This is a genomic window from Streptomyces sp. NPDC034043, assembly GCF_055575675.1.
Map to the genome: position 1 here is coordinate 635,172 of NZ_JBVISF010000001.1, position 21,968 is coordinate 657,139.

The following is a 21,968-nucleotide window of genomic DNA, read 5'->3' on the forward strand; positions in this document are numbered from 1 at the left end:
GTCAGCCGATTCCGGGGATGAGGGAGATGAGCAGGTCGATGAGCTTGATGCCGATGAACGGGGCGATCAGGCCGCCCAGTCCGTAGAGGCCGAGGTTGCGGCGGAGCATCTTGTCGGCGCTGGTCGGCTTGTACTGGACCCCCTTGAGGGCGAGCGGCACGAGGGCGATGATGATCAGCGCGTTGAAGATGACGGCCGAGAGGATCGCCGACTCGGGGGAGGCCAGGCCCATGATGTTGAGCTTGTCCAGGCCCGGGTAGACCACGGCGAACATGGCCGGGATGATCGCGAAGTACTTCGCCACGTCGTTGGCGATGGAGAACGTCGTCAGCGCGCCCCGGGTGATCAGGAGCTGCTTGCCGATCTCGACGATCTCGATGAGCTTGGTGGGGTTGGAGTCCAGGTCCACCATGTTCCCGGCCTCCTTGGCGGCCGAGGTACCGGTGTTCATCGCCACCCCGACATCGGCCTGCGCGAGGGCGGGGGCGTCGTTCGTGCCGTCGCCGGTCATCGCGACGAGCTTGCCGCCGGCCTGCTCGCGCTTGATGAGGGCCATCTTGTCCTCGGGCGTCGCCTCGGCGAGGTAGTCGTCCACGCCCGCCTCTTCGGCGATGGCTTTCGCGGTCAGCGGGTTGTCACCGGTGATCATGACCGTCTTGATGCCCATGCGCCGCAGCTCCTCGAACCGCTCGCGCATGCCCTCCTTGACCACGTCCTTGAGGTGGATGACTCCCAGGACACGGGCACCCTCGGTGTCCTCGACGGCGACCAGCAGCGGCGTACCGCCGGCTTCGGAGATCCGGTCGGTCAGTGTCCGCGTGTCCTCGGAGACGCCGCCGCCCTGCTCCTTCACCCAGGCCACGACCGAACCGGTCGCACCCTTGCGGATCTTCCTGCCGTCGACGTCCACGCCCGACATGCGGGTCTGGGCGGTGAAGGCGATCCACTCGGCGTGGGCGAGCTCGCCCTGGTGGCGTTCGCGCAGTCCGTACTTCTCCTGCGCGAGGACGACGATGGAGCGGCCCTCGGGGGTCTCGTCGGCCAGCGACGACAGCTGGGCGGCATCGGCCAGCTCGGCCTCCGCGATGCCCTTGACCGGGACGAATTCGCAGGCCTGCCGGTTGCCGAGGGTGATGGTGCCGGTCTTGTCGAGCAGCAGCGTGGAGACGTCACCGGCGGCCTCCACCGCGCGGCCGGACATGGCGAGCACGTTGCGCTGGACCAGGCGGTCCATGCCGGCGATGCCGATCGCGGACAGCAGCGCACCGATCGTGGTGGGGATCAGACAGACCAGCAGGGCCGTGAGTACGATCATCGACTGCTCGGCGCCCACGTAGATCGCGAACGGCTGCAGGGTCACGACCGCGAGCAGGAAGACGATCGTGAGGGACGCGAGCAGGATGTTCAGCGCGATCTCATTGGGCGTCTTCTGCCGGGCCGCGCCCTCCACGAGGGCGATCATCCGGTCGATGAAGGTCTCACCGGGCTTCGTCGTGATCTTGATGACGATCCGGTCGGACAGCACCTTCGTCCCGCCCGTGACGGCCGAGCGGTCGCCGCCCGACTCCCGGATCACCGGCGCGGACTCGCCGGTGATGGCCGACTCGTCCACGGAGGCGACGCCCTCGACGACGTCACCGTCGCCGGGGATGACGTCCCCGGCCTCGCACACCACCAGGTCGCCGATACGCAGCTCCGCACCCGGGACCTGCTCCTCGCCCCGTCCGTCCTGCTTCAGGCGTCGCGCGACGGAGTCGGTCTTGGCCTTGCGCAGGGTGTCCGCCTGCGCCTTGCCCCGGCCCTCGGCCACGGCCTCCGCGAGGTTCGCGAAGATCGTGGTCAGCCACAGCCACGCCGTGATCGCCCAGCCGAACCAGTCGCCCGGATCCTTCAGCGCCAGCACGGTGGTGACCACCGAGCCGACCAGGACCACGAACATGACCGGCGACTTGATCATGACGCGGGGGTCGAGCTTGCGGACCGCGTCGGGGAAGGACTTCAGCAACTGCTGGGGGTCGAACAGGCCCCCGCCCACGCGTTCACCGCCCGGCTTGTGGCCGGTGGGCAGGTCCTGGTGCGGAGCCCTGGTGGGAGTGGCGGTGCTCATGATGCGAGCCCTTCGGCGAGCGGACCCAGTGCCAGGGCCGGGAAATAGGTCAGACCGGTGACGATGAGGGTGGTTCCGACGAGCAGGCCGGCGTAGAGGGGCTTGTCGGTGCGCAGGGTGCCCGCGGTCTCGGGCACGGGCTTCTGCTCGGCGAGCGAGCCGGCCAGCGCGAGGACGAAGACCATGGGCAGGAAACGGCCCAGCAGCATGGCGATGCCGATGGTGCTGTTGAACCACTGCGTGTCGGCGTTCAGGCCCGCGAAGGCCGAGCCGTTGTTGTTGGCGCCCGAGGTGTAGGCGTAGAGGATCTCCGAGAAGCCGTGGGCGCCCGTGTTCGTCATCGAGTTCACCGGGGTGTCCAGGGCCATCGCCGCAGCGGTGAAGCCCAGGACCAGGGCCGGGGTGATCAGGATGTAGCAGGCCGCGAACTTGATCTCGCGGGTGCCGATCTTCTTGCCCAGGTACTCGGGGGTGCGGCCGACCATCAGACCGGCGATGAACACCGCGATGATCGCCGTGATCAGCATGCCGTACAGGCCGGAACCCACCCCGCCGGGCGCGATCTCGCCCAACTGCATGCCCAGCAGCTGGATACCGCCGCCCAGACCCGTGTAGGAGGAGTGGAAGGAGTTCACCGCACCGGTCGAGGTCAGCGTGGTCGCCACCGAGAAGATCGCGGAAGCGCCGATCCCGTAGCGGGTCTCCTTGCCCTCCATCGCCCCGCCCGCGATCTCGAAGGCCGGGCCGTGGTGGGCGAATTCGGTCCCCGTCATCAGCGCGGTGAAGGTGATCCAGATGATGACCATCGTCGCGAGGATCGCGCAGCCCTGACGCAGGTTCCCGACCATCCGGCCGAAGGTGCGGGTCAGGGAGAACGGGATGACCAGGATCAGGAAGATCTCGAAGAGGTTCGAGAACGGGGTCGGGTTCTCGAAGGGGTGCGCGGAGTTGGCGTTGAAGTAGCCGCCGCCGTTCGTCCCCAGCTCCTTGATGACCTCCTGCGAGGCCACCGCCCCGCCGTTCCACTGCTGGGTGCCGCCCATGAACTGGCCGACCTCGTGGATCCCGGCGAAGTTCTGGATCACACCGCACGCGACCAGGACGACCGCGCCGACGACCGCCAGGGGCAGCAGGATCCGTACGGTGCCGCGCACCAGGTCCGCCCAGAAGTTGCCCAGCTCACCGGTGCGGGAGCGCGCGAAGCCCCGTACGAGCGCCACCGCGACGGCCATGCCGACCGCGGCCGACACGAAGTTCTGCACCGCCAGGCCGCCGGTCTGCACGACGTGGCCCATGGCCTGCTCACCGGCGTACGACTGCCAGTTGGTGTTCGCCACGAACGATGCGGCGGTGTTGAACGCCTGGTCCGGGTCGATCGAGGCGAAGCCGAGCGAGCCGGGCAGGATGCCCTGCAAGCGCTGCAGGGCGTAGAGGAAGAGGACGCTTACGGCGGAGAAGGCCAGGACACCGCGCAGGTAGGCGGGCCAGCGCATCTCGGCGGCGGGGTTGGCGCCGATGGCCTTGTAGATCCACTTCTCCGGGCGGTAGTGCTTCTCGGAGGAGTAGACCCGCGCCATGTAGTCGCCCAGCGGGCGGTAGACGAGGGCGAGTGCGGCCATCAGCGCGAGGAGCTGGAGCACGCCGGCGGTTTGGGGACTCATCTGCTCAGAACCTCTCCGGGTGCACGAGGGCGAGGACGAGGTAACCGAGCAGGGAGGCGGCGACCAGCAGGCCGACGATGTTCTCGACCGTCACAGCCTGGTCACCCCCCGGGCGATGAGGGCCACCAGTGCGAAGACCGCGACCGTGGTGACGACGAAGGCCAGATCGGCCATCGTGAGCTCCTGGATGAAGAGGGAAGTGATGAATCGGCCAGATGGCCGATGACGAGATAACCGTGTCTTCATCCCGGCGTTAAGACGCCTTGACGGTCTCCATACGCACGGCGGGGAACTCTTGACGGCGTCCTGACGCGCGCGAGCCCGCGAACGCCCACTGACCTGCGTTGACGCGCCCTTTACGGACCCCCAGCGCATCCCGTGCGCCGCCGTCAAGAAGGCGGCAATTCCTCACCGGGGTGGTGGCGTGTCCGGTGGGCCGGTTCGCCCCCGTGCCGACTCGGGGCGTCCGGGGACTCAGCTCCGATTCACGGCCTCAGGGGAGGTCCTCGGGGTGGGGGCCTGTGGCGTACGGGTTCGGCTCGCCCTCGGCGAGCACGGCCACGAAGGGCTCGCCCTCGCCGGCGAAGGTGTAGGCGCCGTTCTCGATCCGGCCGATCAGTCCGCGGGTCCAGGCCGCTTCGCTGTCGGCGGAGTGGAGCCACATGTTCATGATCTCGCCGATGTGCCCGAGCTGGCCGGGCCCGTTCTCCGGCGTGTAGTACTCGGTGACCGAGGACCGCCACTGCTGAAGCCGCTCGATCCTCTCCCTGAGGAGCGCGACGGCCTCGTCCCGCGGCAGGTCGACGATGAACCCGACGCCGGCGGAGAGCACGTCCATCTTCTGGTCGTACGAGGTCAGGGCCTGGCGCAGCAGCGTGAGGTACTCCTCGGTTCCCTGCTCGGTGATCTCGTACTCGACCCGGGGCGGGCCGCCGACGGTGCTCGGTGCGACCTCGTGCGCCAGGAGGAGTCCCTCCTTCGCCATCTGCTTGAGGGCGTGGTAGATCGAGCCCGGCTTGGCGTTGGACCATTCGTGGGCGCCCCAGTACTCCAGGTCGTTGCGCACCTGGTAGCCGTGTGCCCGTCCGTGCTGGCGGACCGCGCCGAGGACCAGCAGCCGGATCGCAGACATGGGCGTCTCCCTTCAAGACAACTTTGACTAGCCTATCGGTAGACAAGTTTGACCAGCCTGCCGCCGGGTGCGCCCTTGCCGGGTAATCAAGTTTGACTAACTGTTCGGGAGCTCGTACTGTGCGGCAAGTAGTCAAGTTTGACGAGACGGGGAGGGTGCATTGTCCGACCGCGATCCGGCGATCATCGTCGAAGGCCTGCGGAAGAGGTACGGGGACAAGCGGGCCCTCGACGGCCTTGATCTCACCGTCGATGCCGGGACGGTCCAGGGGATCCTCGGCCCGAACGGCGCCGGCAAGACCACCGCGGTGCGCATCATGTCCACGCTGCTGCGCCCTGACGAAGGACGCGTGGAGGTGGCGGGAGCGGACGTACGGACCCGGGCCCGCGAGGTGCGCTCACGGATCGGGATGCTCGGCCAGAACGCCGCGGTGGACGAGGAACTCAGCGGCCGGCAGAACCTGGAGATGTTCGGCAGGCTCCACCGCCTCGGCGCGCGCCGCGCGGGCACCCGGGCCGATGAACTGCTCGCCCGGTTCGGGCTCGCGGACACCGGCGGCAAGGCCGTCAGGCACTACAGCGGCGGTATGAGGCGCCGGCTGGACCTCGCGGCGTCGCTGATCTCCCGGCCGCAGGTGCTCTTCCTGGACGAGCCCACGACCGGACTCGACCCCCGGGGCCGCACGGAGGTGTGGAACGCGGTCCGCTCGCTGGTGGACGGCGGTACGACCGTCCTGCTGACGACGCAGTACCTGGAGGAGGCCGACCAACTGGCCGACCGCATCGCGGTCATCGACCACGGCAGGGTCATCGCGCAGGGCACGGCGGAGGAGCTGAAGTCCATGACGGGCGGCGACCGCATCGACGTGGTGCTGCACGACGCGGCGCAACTGGCACGCGCGTCGTCCCTCCTGCCCGGCGAGGCGGTGGTGGACGAGGACCGCAGGCTGGTCAGCACCTCGGTCACCGACCGGATGCGGGCCCTGACCGAGACGGTGCGGGCCCTGGAGGCCGCCGGCATCGAGGCGCAGGACATCGCGGTGCGCCGGCCGACGCTCGACGAAGTCTTCATCCACCTGACCAAGGAGGAGGCCGCATGAGTGCGACGCTCACTGTGGGTACGGCGCACGGCAGCACCGGTTCGAAGCTGCGCTGGGCGGCCGCCGACTCCTGGACGATGACCAGGCGCGAGCTGGCCCACTGGGCGCGCCGGCCCGCTCAGGTGGTGGTCGGGCTCGTCTTCCCGGTGATGATGCTGATGATGTTCGGCTATCTGATCGGGGGCGGACGGGGCGTCGACGGCGACTTCACCTCCTACCTGGTGCCCGGCATGTTCGCCATGACCATGGCCTTCGGCCTCGACGCGACGATGCTCGCGGTCACCCAGGACCTGGGCAAGGGGGTCATCGACCGGTTCCGGGCCATGCCGATGTACTCCGGCGCGGTCCTGGTCGGACGCAGCGTCGCCGACATGCTCCAGTCGGCGGTCGGCCTCAGCGTGATGATCGCGGTCGGATATGCGCTCGGATGGCGCTGGCACCAGGGATTCGCCTCGTTCCTGGCGGCGCTGGGACTGCTGTTGCTGCTCCGGTTCGCGATGCTCTGGATGGGCATCCACCTGGCGCTGGTCGCGGGCAGGCCGGAACTGGTGCAGGCCGTACAGATCCTGGTCTGGCCCGTCACCTTCCTGTCCAACGCCATCGCCGCACCGCAGTCGATGCCTGCCTGGCTGGGCGCGATCGTGGAATGGAACCCGCTGTCGGCGACGTGCACCGCCGTACGCGGCCTGTTCGGCAACCCCGGTGCCGGCGGCGGCTCCTGGGCCGCCACCCACGCGGAACTGCTCGCGGTCGCCTGGCCGGCGGCCCTGATCGCGGTGTTCTTCCCCCTGGCGGTCAAGCGCTTCAGGGACCTGAGCCGATGACCCGCCCTTCGAACCGCCCCGAAACGTCCACTGCTTCGTCCACCGCCTCATCCACTGCTTCGTCCACGAACCGAGGGAGTACCGTGCCCAACTCCACGCCCACCCCTGTGACCGGCTCCGCTTCCGGTGACGTCCTACCCCCGCTTCCGCCGCTCGCCGTCCAGGCCGAGCACCTGATCGAGCTCGGCGTACCCGAGATCGCCGGGATCTCCGCCGCCGAGGTACGGGCCTTCGCCGCCGCCGGCGGCGAGGACGTCCTGCTCGCCGTCCACCCGGACCGGGCCCCCGCGTCCGCCCTCGCCCCGCTGCTGCACCGCCAGGACAAGCCCGGCTTCGTCGTCACCGACATGCACGACGTCGACCGGTTCGCCCCCCACGAGGTGGAGCTGCCCGACGCGCCCCTCTACCTCGTCGCCGCGCCCGACCGGGGCGACCGCATGTCCAACTGGAGCCCGGAGGAGGCACTGCCCGCCCTCACCGCGGAGGGCCGCAGCCCGCTGCTGCTGACCGAGGGCATCCACTGGGTGCTCCAGCAGCCGCAGGCCCTGGAGCGCAACCGCTGCTTCATGACCATCGGCTCCCGCCTGCGCAAGGACAACGGCGCTCTGGACGCCCGCACCCCGGCGGTCTGGATCAGCAACGGCACCGGACGGGACGGCCGCGAGCGGCGCGGCGCCCCCAAGGTCGGCTGGTGCTGGTGGAACAACCGCCACACCTGGCTCGGCTTCGCCTCCACCACGGGCCGCCGCCCCTGACCGGGCACGCTCCCCGTCCCGCCGCGCCCCGGCCCGGTCCGGACGGCCCGGACCCGACCGGGCCGGGCCGGCCCGGCTCGGCGGCGCGGTGGCCGCACGGCCGAGCCGCCGAGACGACGGCGTCGAGACCATCCTCTCGGAGGGTCTCTTCCCCGCAGCGCCGCAGGATCGTGGCGCGCCGGGGGTACTGGCCGACCGGAGGTACTGGCCGATCGGCGGGACTATGAAAATCGCTGTCCGATCACCGGAGCGCGGTGATAGGCATCCGGCGTGGACAAGAATCTTGAGTTCGCCGACCTGCTGCGCCTGATCGATGAGCGGTCGACCGCCTTCCGCACCGCGGTCGCCGCCGCGCCCAGTCTCGACGCACCGGTGCCGAGCTGCCCCGGGTGGACGCTGTTCGATCTGGTGAAGCACCTCGGTGGAGGAGACCGTTACTGGGCCGCCATCGTCGGCGCCGGGCCGGCCGACGCTCCTCCCGCCGAGGCCGTAGCCGCGCGCGCCGCTCTGGAAGTACCGCGGGAGAGCGAGGCCATGCTGGCCTGGCTGGCCGCGTCGACGCAGCTTCTGCTGAGCACCCTGCGCGAGGCCGGACCGGACGCCGCCTGCTGGGCGTGGTGGAGCGCCCTGCAGACGCCGCGGACCGCCGGCGGAGTCGCCCGGCACCGGGTCCAGGAGAGCGCGGTGCACACCTACGACGCCCAGCTCGCCGCGGGCGCCCCGCAGCCGCTGCCGGCCGGGGCCGCACTCGACGGTGTCGAGGAGTTCCTGTTCACCTGCGTCGCGACGCCCAGCGCCTGGCCGCACAAGCCGACGACCTTCGACTTCCACACCGCCGAGGGCCGCTCCTGGCGCCTCACGGTCGACGGCGACGGCGCGCGCTCCACCCGCATCCCCGCGCCCACGGCCGCGAAGGGCGAGGACTCGGACGCGGCCGGCGCCTCCGTCCACGGCACGGCCAGTGAGTTGGTCCTCTACCTGTACGACCGAATCCCCGCCGCGTCCTTGCACGTTGACGGCGACGGAGGGCTGTTCGACCTGCTCCGCGCCTGGGAGCCGGAGGAGTAGGGCGGGGCCCGAATCCGCTGCCGCCCCGAAGCGGGCTGCAGGTCGAGTGCGCGGGCGAGTACCCATGCGGCGGTGAGGCCGGTGTAGGCGTTGTCGACGTCCACTGCCGACCGGACGTGCCGGCCGAGGCGTGACATCCGGGCGGGGACGCCGTCAGGGGGACGGACAGGTCGCTATCGGATCGCGTGAGGCGGTCGCCGACTGGCACGCTGCGTCCATGGATCACGCGGAAGTACTGCTCATCGGAGGGCGGGCCGGGGCCGGCAAGACGACGGTGGGCTGGGAGGGTTCGGCGTTGCTGCGGGCCGTGGCGGTCCCCCACCCGGCGCGGCTACCGCCGTCTGGTCTACACGAACACCGCGAGCGTGCTGCCGGAGGCGACCGGCATGTTCGAGCGTGCCATGGGGGAGGGGGTGCGTATCACGCGGGTCTTGCTCACCGCTTCCGACGCCACCACCCGCGCGGCTGGTCGGCCGGGAACTCGGCTCGGAGCTGGAGCAGGAGCTGAGGGGCAGCGCACGCACGGCGCGGCTTCTGGACGAGCGGGCCTGCGCGGGGACCGTACGGGTGCTGACGGACGGACGGCCTGTCGTGGACATCGCGCGCCAGGTGGTGGCCGCCACCGGCTGGGCCCGGCGGAATGCCGCCCGCCGCTGACCCGCTGACCCGCTGTCGTGGGGGCGCCGGGGCGGCCGGCTACGGCGGGTTCTCCTTGCGGTCCGGGGTCTCGGGCGCGGGGCGGTCTTCTTCGCGCCGGGCCGCCGGCCGGTCCTCGTAGCGGTCCTCCTCCCGCTCCGCGGAGTGGTCCGCGTACCCGGCCGCATCCCGGTCCGCGTTGCCGTCCGCGCCCGGGGCCGGCCGTCCCGCCCGGTCCTGACCGGTGGCGGCGGGGTCCGGTACCGCGTCCGGGTCTTCGTCCGCGCCGGCCCGGATGTGGCCGACGACCGTGTGGGTGACGGCGACCAGCGGGACCGCGATGACCGCCCCGCCGATGCCGGCGATCAGCCCGCCCGAGGCGACCGCCAGGACCACGGCCAGGGGGTGCACGCGGACGGCGCGTCCCAGGATGAACGGCTGGAGGACGTGGCCCTCGATCTGCTGGACGATCAGTACCACCATCAGGGTCATCACCGCGGTGAACAGTCCCTGGGTGACCAGGGCGACGATCACGGCGAGCGCGCCCGAGGCGACCGCTCCGACCAGCGGCACGAACGAGGCCAGGAAGATCACGACGGCGATGGGCACGGCCAGCGGCACCCCGAGGAAGTGGATGCCGACGCCGATGAAGACCGCGTCGATCATGGCGACGATCATCGTTCCGCGCACGTACGCGGTCAGGGTGCGCCAGGCCGGCGGGCCCGCCCCGGCCATCGCGGGCCGGGCCGCGGCCGGTACGAGGCGCAGGGTCCACTCCCAGATGCGCCTGCCGTCGTACAGCAGGAACAGCGTGCAGAAGACGGTCAGGAGCACCCCGGTGATCAGCTCGACCAGGATCGTCACGCCCTGGAGGCCGGTCGAGGCGATGTTGTCGGCGCCCGTGCCGATCGCATCGCTCAGCCGGCCCGCGATGTCGTTGATCTGCTCCTCGGTCACGTGGAGCGGGCTGTTCACGAGCCAGCGCTTCAGCTCCTCGATGCCTTCCTGGAGGCGGCTGGACAGACTGCCGAGGTTGTTGAGCACCTGCCATACGACGAACCAGCCCGCCAGACCGAGGACGATGAACCCGCAGACCGCCGTGACCGCGGTGGCCGGCCCCCGGGACAGGCCCCACCGTTGCAGGCGGGCGACCGTCGGCTGGAGCAGCGCGGTGACCAGCAGTGCCGCCATGAACGCCAGCGCGGCCAGCCGGACGGACCCGATCACCCGCATCAAGATCCACAGGGCGGCGGCGATCACCACGAAGCGCCAGCCCGCCTCCGCCGCGACCCGTATGCCCCAGGGCACCGCCTGCGCGGGGGCCGCGGAACTCGGGCGGGCCCGCTGTCCGGCGCGCGCCTCCCCAACCCGTTCGGCTACGGCTTGCGCCTCCTGACGTGCCAGAGCCCGCGCCCTGCGCTCACCGAACGCGGCGGCGCCGCCCTTGAGGCGCTCGGCCCAGCTGCGGATGACGGGCACGACGCACCACCTCCCTACGCTCACCACCAGCCCGTCTGCCCCGGCTGCGCGTGATCAGGCAAGGCCAGGCCGGCCGGACCCCCGCCAACACCACGAGCCTCGCCCTGCTCTCCAACGGCACGGTCAGGGCCTGGGGCGACAACAGCGTGGGCCAGCTCGGCAACGGCAGCACCACCAACAGCGGCACTCCCCTCACCGTCCGCACCGGGATCCCCGCCTTCACCCTCGTCTCCGCGGGCGGTTTGTTCAGCCTGGCCGCCTGAAACCCCTCGGCAGCCCGACCGGGCCGAACGCGGCCGGGGCCTCAGCGGCCACCTGGCTCACACCGTCTCGTCCCACCCCAGCCCGGTACCCGGTACGACGAGGAGCAGCTGGACGGCGCCGTACGCGGCGGCCCGACCCCAGCCGGACCAGGTCCTCCCGACGGCCGCGGGCCGTGACGGAGCCGGCCCGGGCGGTCGGGGGATCCGGCACCGTGATGACCTTCTGCGGCATCGCCGTCGTACCTCCGGTGCGAGGGGGGACGGGTGCACCACCCTGCCCCGCACGGGCCGCCCCCGCATTCCGGGCGTGGCGGTGAGGAGCCGCCCTACGGCGACGGCGGCGGTCGGGCGAACGGGAGGGGGCCGGATGCGCCGACACGCCCGCCGTCCGTTTTCCGGGAGGGTGGTGTGCCGCGGCCGGGCAGGGGCAGGGGCGGCTGGAGGGAAGGCATTACGAGTCTTCTCCGTCCGCCCCCGCCCGAACGGGGCGGGCGGCCGCCCACGCAAGGAACGAGGATCGGTCATGTCGCAGGTCAGGGAATCCATCGAGGTCAACGTCCCGATCACCACCGCCTACAACCAGTGGACGCAGTTCGAGTCGTTCCCCGAGTTCATGGACGGGGTCGAGCACATCGAGCAGCGCACCGACACGCTCACCCACTGGGTGACGAAGGTCGGCGGCGTGCAGCGTGAGTTCGACGCGGAGATCACCGAGCAGGTCCCCGACAGCAAGGTCGCCTGGGTCACCGTGGGAGGCGAGACGGAGCAGTCGGGTCTGGTCACCTTCCGCCCGATCGACCCGGCCCATACGGAGGTCACCCTGATGATGGACTTCGATCCCGAGGGGATGGCCGAGAACATCGGCGACAAGCTCGGCTTCGTCGACCGTCAGGTCAAGGGTGACCTCAAGCGGTTCAAGCACTTCATCGAGGAGCGCGGCCGCGAAACCGGCGCTTGGCGCGGCAACGTCTGACCGCAGCACCCCCGACGCCCCGGACGCCCCACACCTGGTCCCAAATCCCTTTCCGCGGACGGGGTTTGAGCAATCGGATCGGGGACATGCGGCTCAGTGGCGGCGGCACGTCTCACCGGTTCGGCGGGACCCCCGGCGGGCCGATGACCGCAAGCGGCACCCTTCTCCCCGGTGCCGCTTGCGGGCCGCCTGGGACGTAGCCGCCCTCCGCAGCCGTCGCTTAGCCTGCCCCCATGCGTACATCCGGGGGGCGACAGCAGCAGGCCGACCGCCGCCAGGTCCTGAAGCTGGCGGCGGCCGGTGTGGCGGGCGGGCTCGCCCTCACCACCTCCGCGTGCGACGTCCTGGGCGGCGCGCCCGAGAAGGCCGGACCGCCGGTCCGTGAGCCGCTGTGGACCCTGCCCCTGCGGGACCGTGACGGCGGTGCCCAGGGCTTCGACCACGCCGGGGTGGTGCACCGGGACGGAGTGGCCTACGTCAGGTCGAAGAAGGACGGGCTGTACGCGCTCGACGCGGCCACCGGCCGCCGCCGCTGGCGCGCACCGCTGGCCGGGGCCCTCCCCGGCGCACCGGCCGTGACGCCGGGTGCGGTGTTCGTGGCCACGGACGGCGGCGCCGTGCACGCGCTGCGCACCGCGGACGGTGAGCCGATGTGGCACCAGGCCCCGGGAAGCCGCCTGCGGAAACCCAGCGCGGGGGCGGTGTGGACCAGCGGCTCCACCGCCCTGGTCAGCTTCCTGCCGTACACCTACGACGAGGACCCCGACCCGCCGCCCCCCGTCCTGTACGCACTCGACACGGGCAACGGCGACCTGTTGTGGCACGCCGATGCCGCGCTCCTGGAGGTGCGCGACGGCCTCGTGTACGCCAACCCGCCGGGCGGGAGCCTGACCGCGTTCGACCCGCGTACCGGCGCCGTCCGCTGGTCGGCGGCACCGCACGCGCCGGGCGGCCGGTGCACCCTGGACGCCTCCGCCGCGGGACTGCGCTTCGGGCGCAACGGCAACGTCGGCATCGGCTCCGAGCTGGTGGCGTACGACCCGCGCACCGGCGCCGTCCGCTGGACCGCACCGGCGGCGCACGCCTCGGTGCCCGTGGCGCACGGCGACGCCGTCTACATCAGCGCGCCCGGCCGCCGCAGGGGCGACGCACAGCGGCTGCAGGCCTTCGACGCCGCGTCGGGCGAGCTCCGCTGGACCGCGCCCGCCTTCTCGACCACCCTCAACGAAAGCGCCGCCCTCGCCGCGGACCAGGACTGCGTGTACCTGTGCTGGAGCGAGGACGGCGGCTTCGACGACGGCCGCACGACGCTGCGCTCCTATGACGCGCGCACCGGTCGCGAACGCTGGCGGAGCGATCGCCGGGAGGCCTCCTACGGGGCGGGCGTGGCTCCGGGGGGCCTTCTGTTCGTCTGCTGCCTGCGGGACTGGTACTGCCATGACGCCCGCACGGGCAAGGCCCTCTGGCGGGTGAGTGCGGGAGAGAGCACCTCGGGGCCCCCGCCCCTCGCCGCCGACGGGCTGCTGTACTTCGCGAACGACGAGGGCGTCCACGCACTCCGCCCCTGACACCCCGCCCGCGGGCCACGCGCCACGACGCCGAGCACGATCCGCGCCGGCACCCGGACGCGAGGTCGCTCAGGTGTGGAAGCCGTCCTCGTGGGCCCGTTGGGCCAGTTCGATCTTCGCGTGGGCCGGACGGCCCGCCTGGCGGTACTTCTCCTTGACCTGGTCCAGGTAGTACTTCGCGGTGTTGACGCTGATCCCGGCGCGCCGGGCGGTCGCCTTCAGGGTCAGTCCGGACGCGTAGTCGCGCAGGACCTGCCGCTCGCGCGGAGCCAGGCGCGGCCGCGCCGGACCGGTGTCGCTGAACCAGCCGTCCGGGGCTGGAACAACTTCACCGCCTGCTTCGGCTTCTGGCCGGACAACCAGGCGCCCGAGGTGAACGTGCGGAGCCGTGAGGTCGCCACGTCCGAGACGGCCGCGGGCAGGCAGAACACCGTGGTCTTCAAGACGGAAGCCGAGGCCGCCGCCTTCGCGGTCCGCGCCCGGCAGGCCTACGCGGACTGCCCGCGGCTCTACGAAGGGCCCCACACCGTGGTGACCGGATTCGACTACGGGGCGGTGGACGTGGAAGAGGGCGTCACCGTCCAGGGCATGCGCCTGACGTACACCTTCGACACCAGCCTCTACCACAACCACCTGTTCGGAGTGGGCCGTGACGGTGACACCGTCACCCTCCTCGAGTGGGAGGGCAACTGGAGCGCCCCGCCCGTGGACTACTTCAAGAACACCACGATGCGCAACGTCGTCAACCGCCTCTACTGACGCCGCCGCTCGGGCCTGCGCTCACGCCCGGCCGCTCCTCCTGGCCCGGGCGTCGGCCACGGCGTACGGCAGTCCGGGCAGCAGCAGGACCGGCGCCGCCCACAGGGGCAGCTCGAACAGCACCCCGTCACCGGCGAGCCGGTCCGTGAGGAGCGCCGCGGGCAGAGCGGCGGCGCAGGCGACCGCCCAGCTCCGGCGTATGCCGAGGTTGCCGCGCCGCAGCTCCCAGACGACGGTGACGCTGCCGAGCACCGCCCAGAAGGCGAGGTATCCGGGGGTCACGTCCAGGCCGGTGGTCCACCGGGGCACGTACGAGAGGAGCAGGACCACGCCGATGGCGAAGCACCCCAGGGAGGCGGTGCGCAGCACCCGGCGCGGGAGCGGGGCGCGTGCCCGCGCCCATGCGGCGGCGAAGGCACGGACGTTGTCGCCGACGACGTCCTGTGGTGTGCGGCCGGCCGCCTCCGCGTCCTCCAGGTGTGCGGAGAGCTCGGCGAGCATCTCCCTCACCGACGCGTCGTCGATGCCCCGGTATTCCCAGTTGCTGCGGCAGGCGGCGAGGATCTGCGTGTTCGTCATGGCGTGGTTCCCCCCGTGGGTTCCGTCGTGGTCAGGACGCGGCCCACCTGCCCGGCGAAGGCGAGCCAGTCGGCGCGGCCGCCGCTCAGCTCGGCGTGCCCCGCCCCGGTCAGGCGGTAGTACTTGCGCGGGGCGCCGCCGCTCGGGGACGGAGCACGGTACGAGGAGACGAGCCCTGCCCGCTCCATCCGTGCGAGCAGGGGATAGATGCTGCCGTCACTGACCAGCTCCAGCCCGCCGGCGGCGAGCGCCTCGGCGAACTCGAAGCCGTACCGGGGTCGTTCGGCGATCAACGAGAGCAGGCACAGGTCGAGCACGCCGCGCAGGAGCTGACTGCGCCGCTGGTCACCGGCCGCGGACAGGTCCTTTGTCATGCGGTACAAGATAGTCGGCAGGTACCTTGCACCGCAAGAAACCTGGCCCGCCAAGACCCGGCCGGAGCCCGGCCGGGCCGGGTCAGAAGTGGAAGACGCCGAGGTCCCGGACCGTGGCGGCCAGGGCGCGGATGAGGTCGTTCTCGGCTTCGGTCCGCCAGACCAGGACGAAGGTCAGGTTCCCGATCTCGGGGATGGGCAGCCACCGGATGTGGGACATGCCCCAGTACCTGGTGACGTGGCTGGGGAAGGTGTGGATGATCTCGCCCATGCCGATCAGGCTGACCAGCTCGTCGGAGTTGTCCGCCAGCTTGAGGCGCTCGATCCGCCGGCCCCGTGGGGTGTGGAAGGGCAGGTAGCTGTCCTCCCAGTAGTCCGGGACGTCGAGGGAGGTGGCGTGCGGGAACTCGGCGAGCAGCTCCAGGGGCACGGACTCCCGCCCGGCGAAGGGGTGTTCGGCACGCACGCCGAGGACCCGGGAGTCGGTGCAGAAGGCGGGGCCGACGGTGAGGTCCGGCTCCTCGACCGGCAGCCAGGTGATCAGTACGTCGGTGCTGCCGGAGCGGAGCCGTCCGAAGACGTCGTTGAAGGTCTCCAGGCGGATCTGGAGTTCGCACTGCGGGTGGCGTGCGCGGAAGGCCTTCCAGTAGGGGTGCAGTTCGGGCATGTTGAACGGCATCAGGCTGACGCGCAGCTGTGCGGTGATGCCGCGGGCCGCCAGCCGGGCCCGCTCCAGGGAGTCGTGCAGGCCCGCGTAGACCGGTTGCAGGTCGTCGCGGAACTGCCGGCCGATCTCGGTCAGGCGTACGGTGCGGCTGGTGCGGGTGAACAGCTCGGCGCCGATGCGCCGCTCCTGCTTCTTGACGGCCTGGCTGACGCGGGCCTGGGAGACGTGCAGCCGCTGTGCCGTCCGGCCGAAATGCAGTTCCTCGGCCAGCACCAGGAAGATCTCGATGTCCCGCAGCTCCACCGGCTCCCCAGCCCCCTCAGACGATGACCCAGCGGTGATCGAACCGGGCGCAAGTTTACCTTGATCATGATCGCGCCCGATCGCCCGCTTCGGCCACTGGCGGCCGGAGTTCGAGGAACGCTGAACGAACGACCTGCGCGGCGCGGGCGGCCACCCAGGGGCGGGGTCAGTCGGCCGGGCGGCCGAGCAGGACGCCGCGACCGGCGTAGTAGCGGCGCATCACCGGCCACGGGACGTCGGCGAACTGCTGCGAGGTGCCGTGCCGGCCCGACGGGTTGTGGATCGTGACGGCGTTCCGGTCCGCCCCCACGGCCAGCACCAGGTGTCCGCCGCGGTGGGGCGGCTCGGTGTCCCCGTCGCGGACGCCCGGGTGGACGGACAGGACGACGAGGCGGCCGGCGTGCAGCTGGTACGCGACCTCGTGCAGCGGGAGGCTGGGGCGGGATTCGGCGTAGAGGCCGAAGCGTTCCCGGGTGTGGCGGGCGAAGGGCTCGTAGATCAGCCCGTGCAGGCCGCCCTCCTTCGGTACGTACGCGCCCGCTTCGAGGTACTCCTTGCCGAGGGTGACGCTCGGGGGCGCGTCGAGGCCCCAGTGGGTCAGCGCCATCCGCAGGCAGGCCATACCGCACGCCCGCCACGACCAGAAGGCGTACTCCTCGGGGGAGTCGGCGCCGGAGGCCCGCCAGCGGGGGTCGTCGGCGGCGTCCAGGCGGCCCGTGACGATCTCCGAGACCAGCTCGGGCGACTCCCACTGCGCGAAGTACGGAACCTGGTGGCGGACGGGCCGGTACGAGGAGAGGGGCGGAACGGGGTCCGTCATACGAGACTCCTGCGTGGTCGGGGGCGGCTCGGGGTGTCGTTTCCCGCTCGTTCGGTGAGCTGCCGCACGTGTCTTCCGCAGGCGGCGGCGACATGCCGCGGGGCAGCGCGGGCGCCGGTCGCCGTACGGGTCCCGGTCGCGGCGGTCACGCCTGGTTCTTGGCGTCGATCTCGGCGATCAGGCCTTCGACGAGGCCCTTGATCTCGTCGCGGATGGGGCGGACGGCCTCGACGCCCTGGCCGGCGGGGTCCTCGAGCTGCCAGTCGAGGTACGTCTTGCCGGGGAAGTACGGGCAGGCGTCGCCGCAGCCCATGGTGATGATGTAGTCGGAGGCCTGAGCGGCCTCGGGGGTGAGCACCTTCGGCTTCTGGTCGGAGATGTCGATGCCCAGCTCGGCCATGGCGGCCACCGCGGAGGGGTTGACCTGGTCACCGGGGACCGAGCCGGCGGAGCGGACCTCGACGCGGTCGCCCGCGAGGTGGCGGAGGAACCCGGCCGCCATCTGGGAGCGGCCCGCGTTGTGGATGCAGACGAAGAGGACGGAGGCGGCTGCGGGTACCTCCCGGCCGCCGGGCTGGGGGAGAGCGGAGGACATCTGTTCTTCCTTGGGTTGGTGGCCAGGGGGTTCAGGGCGCGAGCCGCGTGAGCGGTTCGGTGACGTCGGCGTCCAGGGTGTCGCGGGTCAGCTCGGACTGGTGTCAGGCCCGGCTGATGTGACAGTATCAGCCCATGATGACGTCAGTCGACACTGATCTGATTCGGGTGCTGGCCGACCCGCTCAGGCTCCGGATCGTGACCCTGCTCGCGCGCGAGACCCTCTGCACCACCCACCTCGTGGAGGAGACGGGCGCCAAGCAGACGAACCTCTCCAACCACCTGAAGGTGCTGCGCGAGGCCGGGGTCGTGGAGACGGAGCCCTGCGGCCGGTACATCTACTACCGGCTGCGCCCGGAAGTCATCGAAGCCCTCGCCGGTCAGTTCGCGGACCTCGCCCGGACCGCGCGTGCCACCGCCGAAGCGAACCTCAAGCGGTCCTGCCCGTAGCCCGCTGTCCGCCTCACCTGCCCGAGGAGAACCCGCCTTGACCGCCACCGAGCGCGTCGCCGCCCCCGCAGCGGAGTCCGCCATAGCCGCCGACCCGCCCCGGCCCGCACCCGGCGCGACCCCGCCCCGCACTCCACTGGTCGCCCGTGCCGCCGCCGAGCTGGTCGGCACCGCCGCGCTGGTGGCGGTCGTCGTCGGCTCCGGCATCCAGGCCACCGAGCTCACCGACGACGTGGCGCTCCAGCTCCTGGCCAACTCCACCGCCACGGTCTTCGGCCTCGGGGTCCTGATCACCCTCCTCGGCCCGGTCTCCGGCGCCCACTTCAACCCGGCCGTGACGCTGGCCGAGTGGTGGACCGCCCGCCGCGGCGGTGCCGGGGTCACCGCACGCGAGCTGGCCGTGTACGTGCCTTCGCAGATCGTCGGTGCGATCGCGGGCGCCATCCTGGCGGACGCGATGTTCGGCGAGCCGCTGGTGAAGTGGTCCACCCACGACCGCTCCGCCGGCAACCTCCTCCTCGGTGAAGTCGTCGCCACCGCCGGACTCATCCTGCTGGTCTTCGGCCTGGCCCGCACCGACCGGCTGCGCTTCGCCCCCGTCGCGGTCGCCTCGTACATCGGCGCCGCGTACTGGTTCACCTCCTCCACCTCCTTCGCCAACCCGGCGGTGACCGTCGGCCGCGCCTTCACGGACACCTTCGCCGGTATCGCCCCCGCCTCCGTTGCCGGCTTCATCGGCATGCAGCTGATCGGTGCGGTGGTGGGCCTGGCGCTGGTCGCCGTCATCTTCATGCGCGGCAGGGCGGACACCGGGACGCCCGCCGCATGAGCATGCGCACGGACGTGGTGGTGATCGGCGGCGGCCAGTCCGGGCTCGCCGCCGGATACCACCTGCGCCGCCTGGGCGTCGACTCCGTCATCCTCGACGCCCAGGCGACGCCGGGCGGGGCCTGGCAGCACGCCTGGGACTCCCTGCGCCTGTTCTCCCCGGCCGCCTACTCCTCCCTGCCCGGCCGGCTCATGCCACCCCAGTCCGGGCAGACGTACCCGGACGCCGCGCATGTGGTGGAGTACCTCGCGGACTACGAGAAGCGGTACGAACTCCCGGTCCGGCGCGGCGTCCGCGTCTCCGCGGTCCACCGCGAGGGCGCCTTCCTGCGCGTCGGGACCGATTGCGGCGACTGGCGGGCCCGCGCCGTCATCAGCGCCACCGGGACCTGGACCCGTCCCTTCCTGCCCGCCGTCCCCGGCCGGCGCGAGTACACCGGCCGCCAGCTGCACACCGTCGAGTACGAGAGCCCTGCCGCATTCGCCGGACAGCGCGTGATCGTCGTGGGCGGCGGCAACTCCGGCGCGCAGATCGCCGCCGACCTGGCCGGGCACGCGGACCTGACGTGGGTCACCCGGCGCCCGCCCCGCTACCTCGCCGACGACATCGACGGCCGCGCCCTCTTCGACGCCGCCACCGCCCGCCGGCGGGCCCTCGACGAAGGCCGCGCCGACACCGGAGGCGTCGCGTCCCTCGGCGACATCGTCGCCGTACCGCCCGTACGCGCGGCCCGTGACGCCGGACTCCTGCACGCGCGGCCGATGTTCAGCCGTCTCACCGCCGCCGGAGCCGAATGGGCCGACGGCACCCGGTCCGCCGCCGACGCGGTCATCTGGTGCACCGGGTTCCGCCCTGCCCTGGCCCACTTCGCCGCACTGCGGCTGCGCGGCACCCGGGGCCGCATCGCCACCGACGGAACCCGCGCCGTCGACGAGCCCCGCCTGCACCTGATCGGCTACGGCGACTGGACCGGCCCCGCCTCCGCCACCCTCATCGGCGTCGGCCGCCCCGCCCGCGACGCGGCCCGGGAGGTCGCGGCTCTGCTCGGTTGACGATCGGTGGGGCCGTCACCGGGGCAAGGTCTGGGTGACGCGCCACAGGCGTCGGGGCAGGTCGCCCTCCTCGAAGGCGTGGACCTCGTTCAGGACCCAGCCGTCGGCGAGGGCGTCGACCAGCTCGCGGGGGAAGAAGTGGACCGCGAAGCCTCCGTGTTCGTGAATGTCGTCGCCGTGTGCGGTGCCGGCGCCGTAGTGGGCGTCGCCGGTGTGGCGGACGGTGTAGACGAACGTCCCCCCCGGCCGCAGGACCCGGCGGACTTCCCCGACGAGGGAGCGGATCTCGTCCGTGGACAGCGCCATGCAGAGCAGCATGTGCGCGAAGACGGCGTCCGTGGAGGCGTCCGCCCAGGGCAGGGGATCGCGTACGTCGTGCTCCAGGGTGGCGACCTGCTCGCCGAGCCCCATGTCCCGGGCAGCCGCACGGAGCTGTTCGAGGCCGGTAGGGCTGAAGTCGGTGGCGCGTACGGTGAAGCCCTCGCGCGCGAAGTGCAGCGCGTCGCGGCCGTGGCCGGCCCCCAGCTCCAGGACGTCCTTCGCGCCGGCGGTCCGGAAGACCGCGGCCGCGTACCGGGCGGGGGCGGAGGGCTCTTCGCCGTACATGCCCGGGTGGGCGCCATAGGTGTGCTGCCAGTGCTCCCGCTGCGCCCGCGCCAGTCCGGGGTCCTGCTCGTGTGACGTCATGGCTGCATCATCGGCGAGCGGGAACCAGGCCGCGCACCCGGCCTTGGCCGGCTCCACGCGCGCCGCCCTGGGCCGTGCGGTTCCTTCGCGAGGGGCACGACGCCCGGCGAGGAGCCGGCATCCAAGGTTTTGTGGATTCAGGATTCGCTGTACTGTCCTAGCGTGCTCACCGTCGCCCCTGACATCGAGGTGCTGGCCCGTTTCGGCCGCGCGCTCGCCGACCCGATCCGCTGCCGCATCCTCCTCGCCCTGTGCGAGGCGCCGGCCTACCCGTCCGACCTCGCCGACAGCCTCGGCGTCTCCCGGACCCGCCTGTCCAACCACCTGACGTGCCTGCGGGACTGCGGCCTCGTCGTCACCGTCCCGGACGGGCGCCGGACCCGTTACGAGCTCGCCGACCGCCGCCTCGGCCACGCTCTGGGCGACCTGCGCTCCGCCGTCCTCGCGGTCGAGAACGACAAGACCTGCCCCGATGCGGAGACGAAGGGCTGCTGCTGATGGCCATGTCCATCGGGCCCTCCCCGGCCCGCCGCGATGCCCTCGCCCAGCGCATACGCCTCCTGGTCGCCGCGACCATCACCTACAACGCCATCGAGGCGGCCGGCGCGCTCACTGCGGGCACCCTCGCCTCCTCCACCGCACTGATCGGCTTCGGCCTCGATTCCGTCATCGAGGTGTCCTCCGCCACCGCCGTCGCCTGGCAGTTCTCCGCCCGCGACCACGCGAGGCGCGAAGCCCGCGAGAAGACCACCCTGCGGATCATCGCCGTCTCCTTCTTCGCCCTCGCCGCCTACGTCACCTTCGACGCGATCCGCGCCCTGACCGGCACCGGTGAGGCGGAGGTTTCCGTCCCCGGCATCGTCATCGCCGCGCTCTCGCTGGCGGTCATGCCGTTCCTGTCCGCCGCCCAGCGTCGCGCGGGGCGTGAACTCGGCTCCGCCAGTGCGGTCGCGGACTCCAAGCAGACCCTGCTCTGCACGTACCTCTCCGCCGTCCTCCTCGCCGGTCTGGTCCTCAACGCCACCCTCGGCTGGTCCTGGGCCGACCCCATCGCCGCCCTCGTCATCGCCGCCGTCGCGGTCAAGGAAGGCCGCGACGCCTGGCAGGGCAAGGGCTGCTGCGCGGCTCCGTCGACCGCGGCGGCCCCCGCGCCGGACGGGGATGCGGACCGGGATGCGGACGGGGACGCGTGCGCGTGCGAGCCCGGATGCGCCTGTTGTCCGTGAACATCGCATTGCGGGCCGGCCGCCCCGGGGAGGGGCGGGCTGATACTGGCCCCACGATCTCGG

At 71.8% G+C, this 21,968-nt stretch carries 26 protein-coding genes and 1 pseudogene; 14 read left to right on the forward strand and 13 right to left on the reverse strand.

Annotation, left to right across the window (positions count from 1 at the left end; genetic code table 11):
* Nucleotide 1 precedes the first annotated feature (1 nt).
* From kdpB to ACZ51S_RS03290, 5 genes are all read right to left on the reverse strand, one after another.
* Nucleotides 2-2,107, reverse strand: a complete 2,106-nt coding sequence (gene kdpB, locus ACZ51S_RS03270) for a potassium-transporting ATPase subunit KdpB (RefSeq protein WP_468959432.1) — start codon at nt 2,105-2,107, stop codon at nt 2-4.
* The gene (gene kdpA / locus ACZ51S_RS03275; protein WP_468885105.1) at nt 2,104-3,768 is read right to left on the reverse strand and encodes a potassium-transporting ATPase subunit KdpA; all 1,665 of its coding nucleotides are present in this window, start codon (nt 3,766-3,768) and stop codon (nt 2,104-2,106) included. The genes kdpB and kdpA overlap by 4 nt, the downstream gene beginning before the upstream one ends.
* Before the next feature lie 4 nt (nt 3,769-3,772).
* Nucleotides 3,773-3,862 carry a K(+)-transporting ATPase subunit F gene (gene kdpF, locus ACZ51S_RS03280; RefSeq protein ID WP_467276221.1) on the reverse strand — a complete coding sequence of 30 codons (90 nt, stop codon included), beginning with the start codon at nt 3,860-3,862 and terminating at the stop codon, nt 3,773-3,775.
* Nucleotides 3,859-4,014, reverse strand: coding sequence for a hypothetical protein (locus ACZ51S_RS03285; protein ID WP_468478620.1), 156 nt, complete (start codon nt 4,012-4,014; stop codon nt 3,859-3,861). Before ACZ51S_RS03285 ends, kdpF begins: the two co-directional genes overlap by 4 nt.
* Nucleotides 4,015-4,261: 247 nt before the next feature.
* Complete coding sequence (locus tag ACZ51S_RS03290; protein ID WP_468478619.1) at nt 4,262-4,900, reverse strand: PadR family transcriptional regulator; 639 nt, start codon at nt 4,898-4,900, stop codon at nt 4,262-4,264.
* Between the two features lie 160 nt (nt 4,901-5,060).
* On the opposite strand from ACZ51S_RS03290, the gene ACZ51S_RS03295 reads away from it, so the two are divergent.
* The 5 genes and pseudogenes from ACZ51S_RS03295 (at nt 5,061) to ACZ51S_RS03315 (ending at nt 9,303) form a co-directional block, all read left to right on the forward strand.
* The gene (locus ACZ51S_RS03295) at nt 5,061-5,999 is read left to right on the forward strand and encodes an ATP-binding cassette domain-containing protein (protein WP_468801928.1); all 939 of its coding nucleotides are present in this window, start codon (nt 5,061-5,063) and stop codon (nt 5,997-5,999) included.
* Nucleotides 5,996-6,823, forward strand: coding sequence for an ABC transporter permease (locus ACZ51S_RS03300; RefSeq protein WP_468801929.1), 828 nt, complete (start codon nt 5,996-5,998; stop codon nt 6,821-6,823). The genes ACZ51S_RS03295 and ACZ51S_RS03300 overlap by 4 nt, the downstream gene beginning before the upstream one ends.
* A gap of 83 nt (nt 6,824-6,906) precedes the next feature.
* The gene (locus tag ACZ51S_RS03305; RefSeq protein ID WP_468801930.1) at nt 6,907-7,578 is read left to right on the forward strand and encodes a DUF5701 family protein; all 672 of its coding nucleotides are present in this window, start codon (nt 6,907-6,909) and stop codon (nt 7,576-7,578) included.
* Nucleotides 7,579-7,848: 270 nt separating this feature from the next.
* Entirely contained in the window at nt 7,849-8,646 is a 798-nt protein-coding gene (locus ACZ51S_RS03310; protein WP_468959433.1) for a maleylpyruvate isomerase family mycothiol-dependent enzyme, read from the forward strand.
* A 217-nt stretch (nt 8,647-8,863) separates the two neighbouring features.
* A pseudogene (locus tag ACZ51S_RS03315) lies at nt 8,864-9,303 on the forward strand (hypothetical protein).
* Nucleotides 9,304-9,342: 39 nt separating this feature from the next.
* Here the strand turns inward: ACZ51S_RS03315 and ACZ51S_RS03320 are convergent.
* Nucleotides 9,343-10,761: an AI-2E family transporter gene (locus ACZ51S_RS03320; RefSeq protein WP_468959435.1), complete on the reverse strand. Its 1,419-nt coding sequence runs from the start codon at nt 10,759-10,761 to the stop codon at nt 9,343-9,345.
* A gap of 50 nt (nt 10,762-10,811) precedes the next feature.
* On the opposite strand from ACZ51S_RS03320, the gene ACZ51S_RS03325 reads away from it, so the two are divergent.
* The 3 genes from ACZ51S_RS03325 (at nt 10,812) to ACZ51S_RS03335 (ending at nt 13,565) form a co-directional block, all read left to right on the forward strand.
* Entirely contained in the window at nt 10,812-11,024 is a 213-nt protein-coding gene (locus ACZ51S_RS03325; protein WP_468801933.1) for a hypothetical protein, read from the forward strand.
* Between the two features lie 523 nt (nt 11,025-11,547).
* On the forward strand, nt 11,548-11,997 hold the full coding sequence (locus tag ACZ51S_RS03330; RefSeq protein ID WP_388937652.1) for an SRPBCC family protein: 450 nt from the start codon (nt 11,548-11,550) through the stop codon (nt 11,995-11,997).
* 233 nt (nt 11,998-12,230) lie between these two features.
* On the forward strand, nt 12,231-13,565 hold the full coding sequence (locus tag ACZ51S_RS03335; RefSeq protein WP_468959437.1) for a PQQ-like beta-propeller repeat protein: 1,335 nt from the start codon (nt 12,231-12,233) through the stop codon (nt 13,563-13,565).
* A gap of 69 nt (nt 13,566-13,634) precedes the next feature.
* On the opposite strand, the gene ACZ51S_RS03340 is transcribed toward ACZ51S_RS03335, so the two are convergent.
* Nucleotides 13,635-14,051 carry a helix-turn-helix transcriptional regulator gene (locus tag ACZ51S_RS03340; RefSeq protein WP_468959679.1) on the reverse strand — a complete coding sequence of 139 codons (417 nt, stop codon included), beginning with the start codon at nt 14,049-14,051 and terminating at the stop codon, nt 13,635-13,637.
* On the opposite strand from ACZ51S_RS03340, the gene ACZ51S_RS03345 reads away from it, so the two are divergent.
* Nucleotides 13,938-14,324: a hypothetical protein gene (locus ACZ51S_RS03345; RefSeq protein ID WP_468801965.1), complete on the forward strand. Its 387-nt coding sequence runs from the start codon at nt 13,938-13,940 to the stop codon at nt 14,322-14,324. The two genes, ACZ51S_RS03340 and ACZ51S_RS03345, sit on opposite strands and share 114 nt — an antisense overlap.
* Nucleotides 14,325-14,345: 21 nt before the next feature.
* Here the strand turns inward: ACZ51S_RS03345 and ACZ51S_RS03350 are convergent, their stop codons facing one another.
* From ACZ51S_RS03350 to ACZ51S_RS03370, 5 genes are all read right to left on the reverse strand, one after another.
* Nucleotides 14,346-14,903 (reverse strand): hypothetical protein, encoded by a 558-nt coding sequence (locus ACZ51S_RS03350; protein ID WP_468959439.1) that lies wholly within the window; start codon nt 14,901-14,903, stop codon nt 14,346-14,348.
* Nucleotides 14,900-15,277: a PadR family transcriptional regulator gene (locus ACZ51S_RS03355; protein ID WP_388937663.1), complete on the reverse strand. Its 378-nt coding sequence runs from the start codon at nt 15,275-15,277 to the stop codon at nt 14,900-14,902. The genes ACZ51S_RS03350 and ACZ51S_RS03355 overlap by 4 nt, the downstream gene beginning before the upstream one ends.
* 82 nt (nt 15,278-15,359) lie before the next feature.
* On the reverse strand, nt 15,360-16,247 hold the full coding sequence (locus tag ACZ51S_RS03360; RefSeq protein WP_468959441.1) for a LysR family transcriptional regulator: 888 nt from the start codon (nt 16,245-16,247) through the stop codon (nt 15,360-15,362).
* Nucleotides 16,248-16,413: 166 nt separating this feature from the next.
* A complete protein-coding gene (locus tag ACZ51S_RS03365) occupies nt 16,414-17,067 on the reverse strand; it encodes a C39 family peptidase (protein WP_468478607.1) in 654 nt (217 codons plus the stop codon).
* Between the two features lie 145 nt (nt 17,068-17,212).
* A complete protein-coding gene (locus ACZ51S_RS03370) occupies nt 17,213-17,662 on the reverse strand; it encodes an arsenate reductase ArsC (RefSeq protein WP_468478606.1) in 450 nt (149 codons plus the stop codon).
* A gap of 134 nt (nt 17,663-17,796) precedes the next feature.
* Between ACZ51S_RS03370 and ACZ51S_RS03375 the strand changes: the two genes are divergently transcribed.
* Genes ACZ51S_RS03375 through ACZ51S_RS03385 form a run of 3 tightly spaced genes read left to right on the forward strand, consistent with a single transcriptional unit; the run spans nt 17,797 to nt 19,992 of the window.
* Entirely contained in the window at nt 17,797-18,111 is a 315-nt protein-coding gene (locus tag ACZ51S_RS03375) for an ArsR/SmtB family transcription factor (protein WP_388937671.1), read from the forward strand.
* 37 nt (nt 18,112-18,148) lie between these two features.
* Nucleotides 18,149-18,940, forward strand: a complete 792-nt coding sequence (locus ACZ51S_RS03380) for an aquaporin (protein WP_468959443.1) — start codon at nt 18,149-18,151, stop codon at nt 18,938-18,940.
* The gene (locus tag ACZ51S_RS03385) at nt 18,937-19,992 is read left to right on the forward strand and encodes an ArsO family NAD(P)H-dependent flavin-containing monooxygenase (RefSeq protein WP_468478604.1); all 1,056 of its coding nucleotides are present in this window, start codon (nt 18,937-18,939) and stop codon (nt 19,990-19,992) included. The genes ACZ51S_RS03380 and ACZ51S_RS03385 overlap by 4 nt, the downstream gene beginning before the upstream one ends.
* A 15-nt stretch (nt 19,993-20,007) precedes the next feature.
* Here the strand turns inward: ACZ51S_RS03385 and ACZ51S_RS03390 are convergent, their stop codons facing one another.
* Nucleotides 20,008-20,679 carry a class I SAM-dependent methyltransferase gene (locus ACZ51S_RS03390; RefSeq protein ID WP_468478603.1) on the reverse strand — a complete coding sequence of 224 codons (672 nt, stop codon included), beginning with the start codon at nt 20,677-20,679 and terminating at the stop codon, nt 20,008-20,010.
* Nucleotides 20,680-20,841: 162 nt separating this feature from the next.
* On the opposite strand from ACZ51S_RS03390, the gene ACZ51S_RS03395 reads away from it, so the two are divergent.
* Nucleotides 20,842-21,177, forward strand: coding sequence for an ArsR/SmtB family transcription factor (locus ACZ51S_RS03395; RefSeq protein ID WP_468478602.1), 336 nt, complete (start codon nt 20,842-20,844; stop codon nt 21,175-21,177).
* 5 nt (nt 21,178-21,182) lie between these two features.
* Nucleotides 21,183-21,905: a cation efflux transmembrane domain-containing protein gene (locus ACZ51S_RS03400; RefSeq protein WP_468478653.1), complete on the forward strand. Its 723-nt coding sequence runs from the start codon at nt 21,183-21,185 to the stop codon at nt 21,903-21,905.
* Nucleotides 21,906-21,968 lie beyond the last annotated feature (63 nt).

Coding starts and splice junctions, on each gene's coding strand:
- kdpB (WP_468959432.1), bottom strand. CDS start 2,107: ATGAGCACCGCCACTCCCACCAGGGCTCCGCACCAGGACCTGCCCACC.
- kdpA (WP_468885105.1), bottom strand. CDS start 3,768: ATGAGTCCCCAAACCGCCGGCGTGCTCCAGCTCCTCGCGCTGATGGCC.
- ACZ51S_RS03285 (WP_468478620.1), bottom strand. CDS start 4,014: ATGAAGACACGGTTATCTCGTCATCGGCCATCTGGCCGATTCATCACT.
- ACZ51S_RS03290 (WP_468478619.1), bottom strand. CDS start 4,900: ATGTCTGCGATCCGGCTGCTGGTCCTCGGCGCGGTCCGCCAGCACGGA.
- ACZ51S_RS03300 (WP_468801929.1), top strand. CDS start 5,996: ATGAGTGCGACGCTCACTGTGGGTACGGCGCACGGCAGCACCGGTTCG.
- ACZ51S_RS03330 (WP_388937652.1), top strand. CDS start 11,548: ATGTCGCAGGTCAGGGAATCCATCGAGGTCAACGTCCCGATCACCACC.
- ACZ51S_RS03335 (WP_468959437.1), top strand. CDS start 12,231: ATGCGTACATCCGGGGGGCGACAGCAGCAGGCCGACCGCCGCCAGGTC.
- ACZ51S_RS03350 (WP_468959439.1), bottom strand. CDS start 14,903: ATGACGAACACGCAGATCCTCGCCGCCTGCCGCAGCAACTGGGAATAC.
- ACZ51S_RS03355 (WP_388937663.1), bottom strand. CDS start 15,277: ATGACAAAGGACCTGTCCGCGGCCGGTGACCAGCGGCGCAGTCAGCTC.
- ACZ51S_RS03365 (WP_468478607.1), bottom strand. CDS start 17,067: ATGACGGACCCCGTTCCGCCCCTCTCCTCGTACCGGCCCGTCCGCCAC.
- ACZ51S_RS03370 (WP_468478606.1), bottom strand. CDS start 17,662: ATGTCCTCCGCTCTCCCCCAGCCCGGCGGCCGGGAGGTACCCGCAGCC.
- ACZ51S_RS03375 (WP_388937671.1), top strand. CDS start 17,797: ATGATGACGTCAGTCGACACTGATCTGATTCGGGTGCTGGCCGACCCG.
- ACZ51S_RS03385 (WP_468478604.1), top strand. CDS start 18,937: ATGAGCATGCGCACGGACGTGGTGGTGATCGGCGGCGGCCAGTCCGGG.
- ACZ51S_RS03390 (WP_468478603.1), bottom strand. CDS start 20,679: ATGACGTCACACGAGCAGGACCCCGGACTGGCGCGGGCGCAGCGGGAG.
- ACZ51S_RS03400 (WP_468478653.1), top strand. CDS start 21,183: ATGTCCATCGGGCCCTCCCCGGCCCGCCGCGATGCCCTCGCCCAGCGC.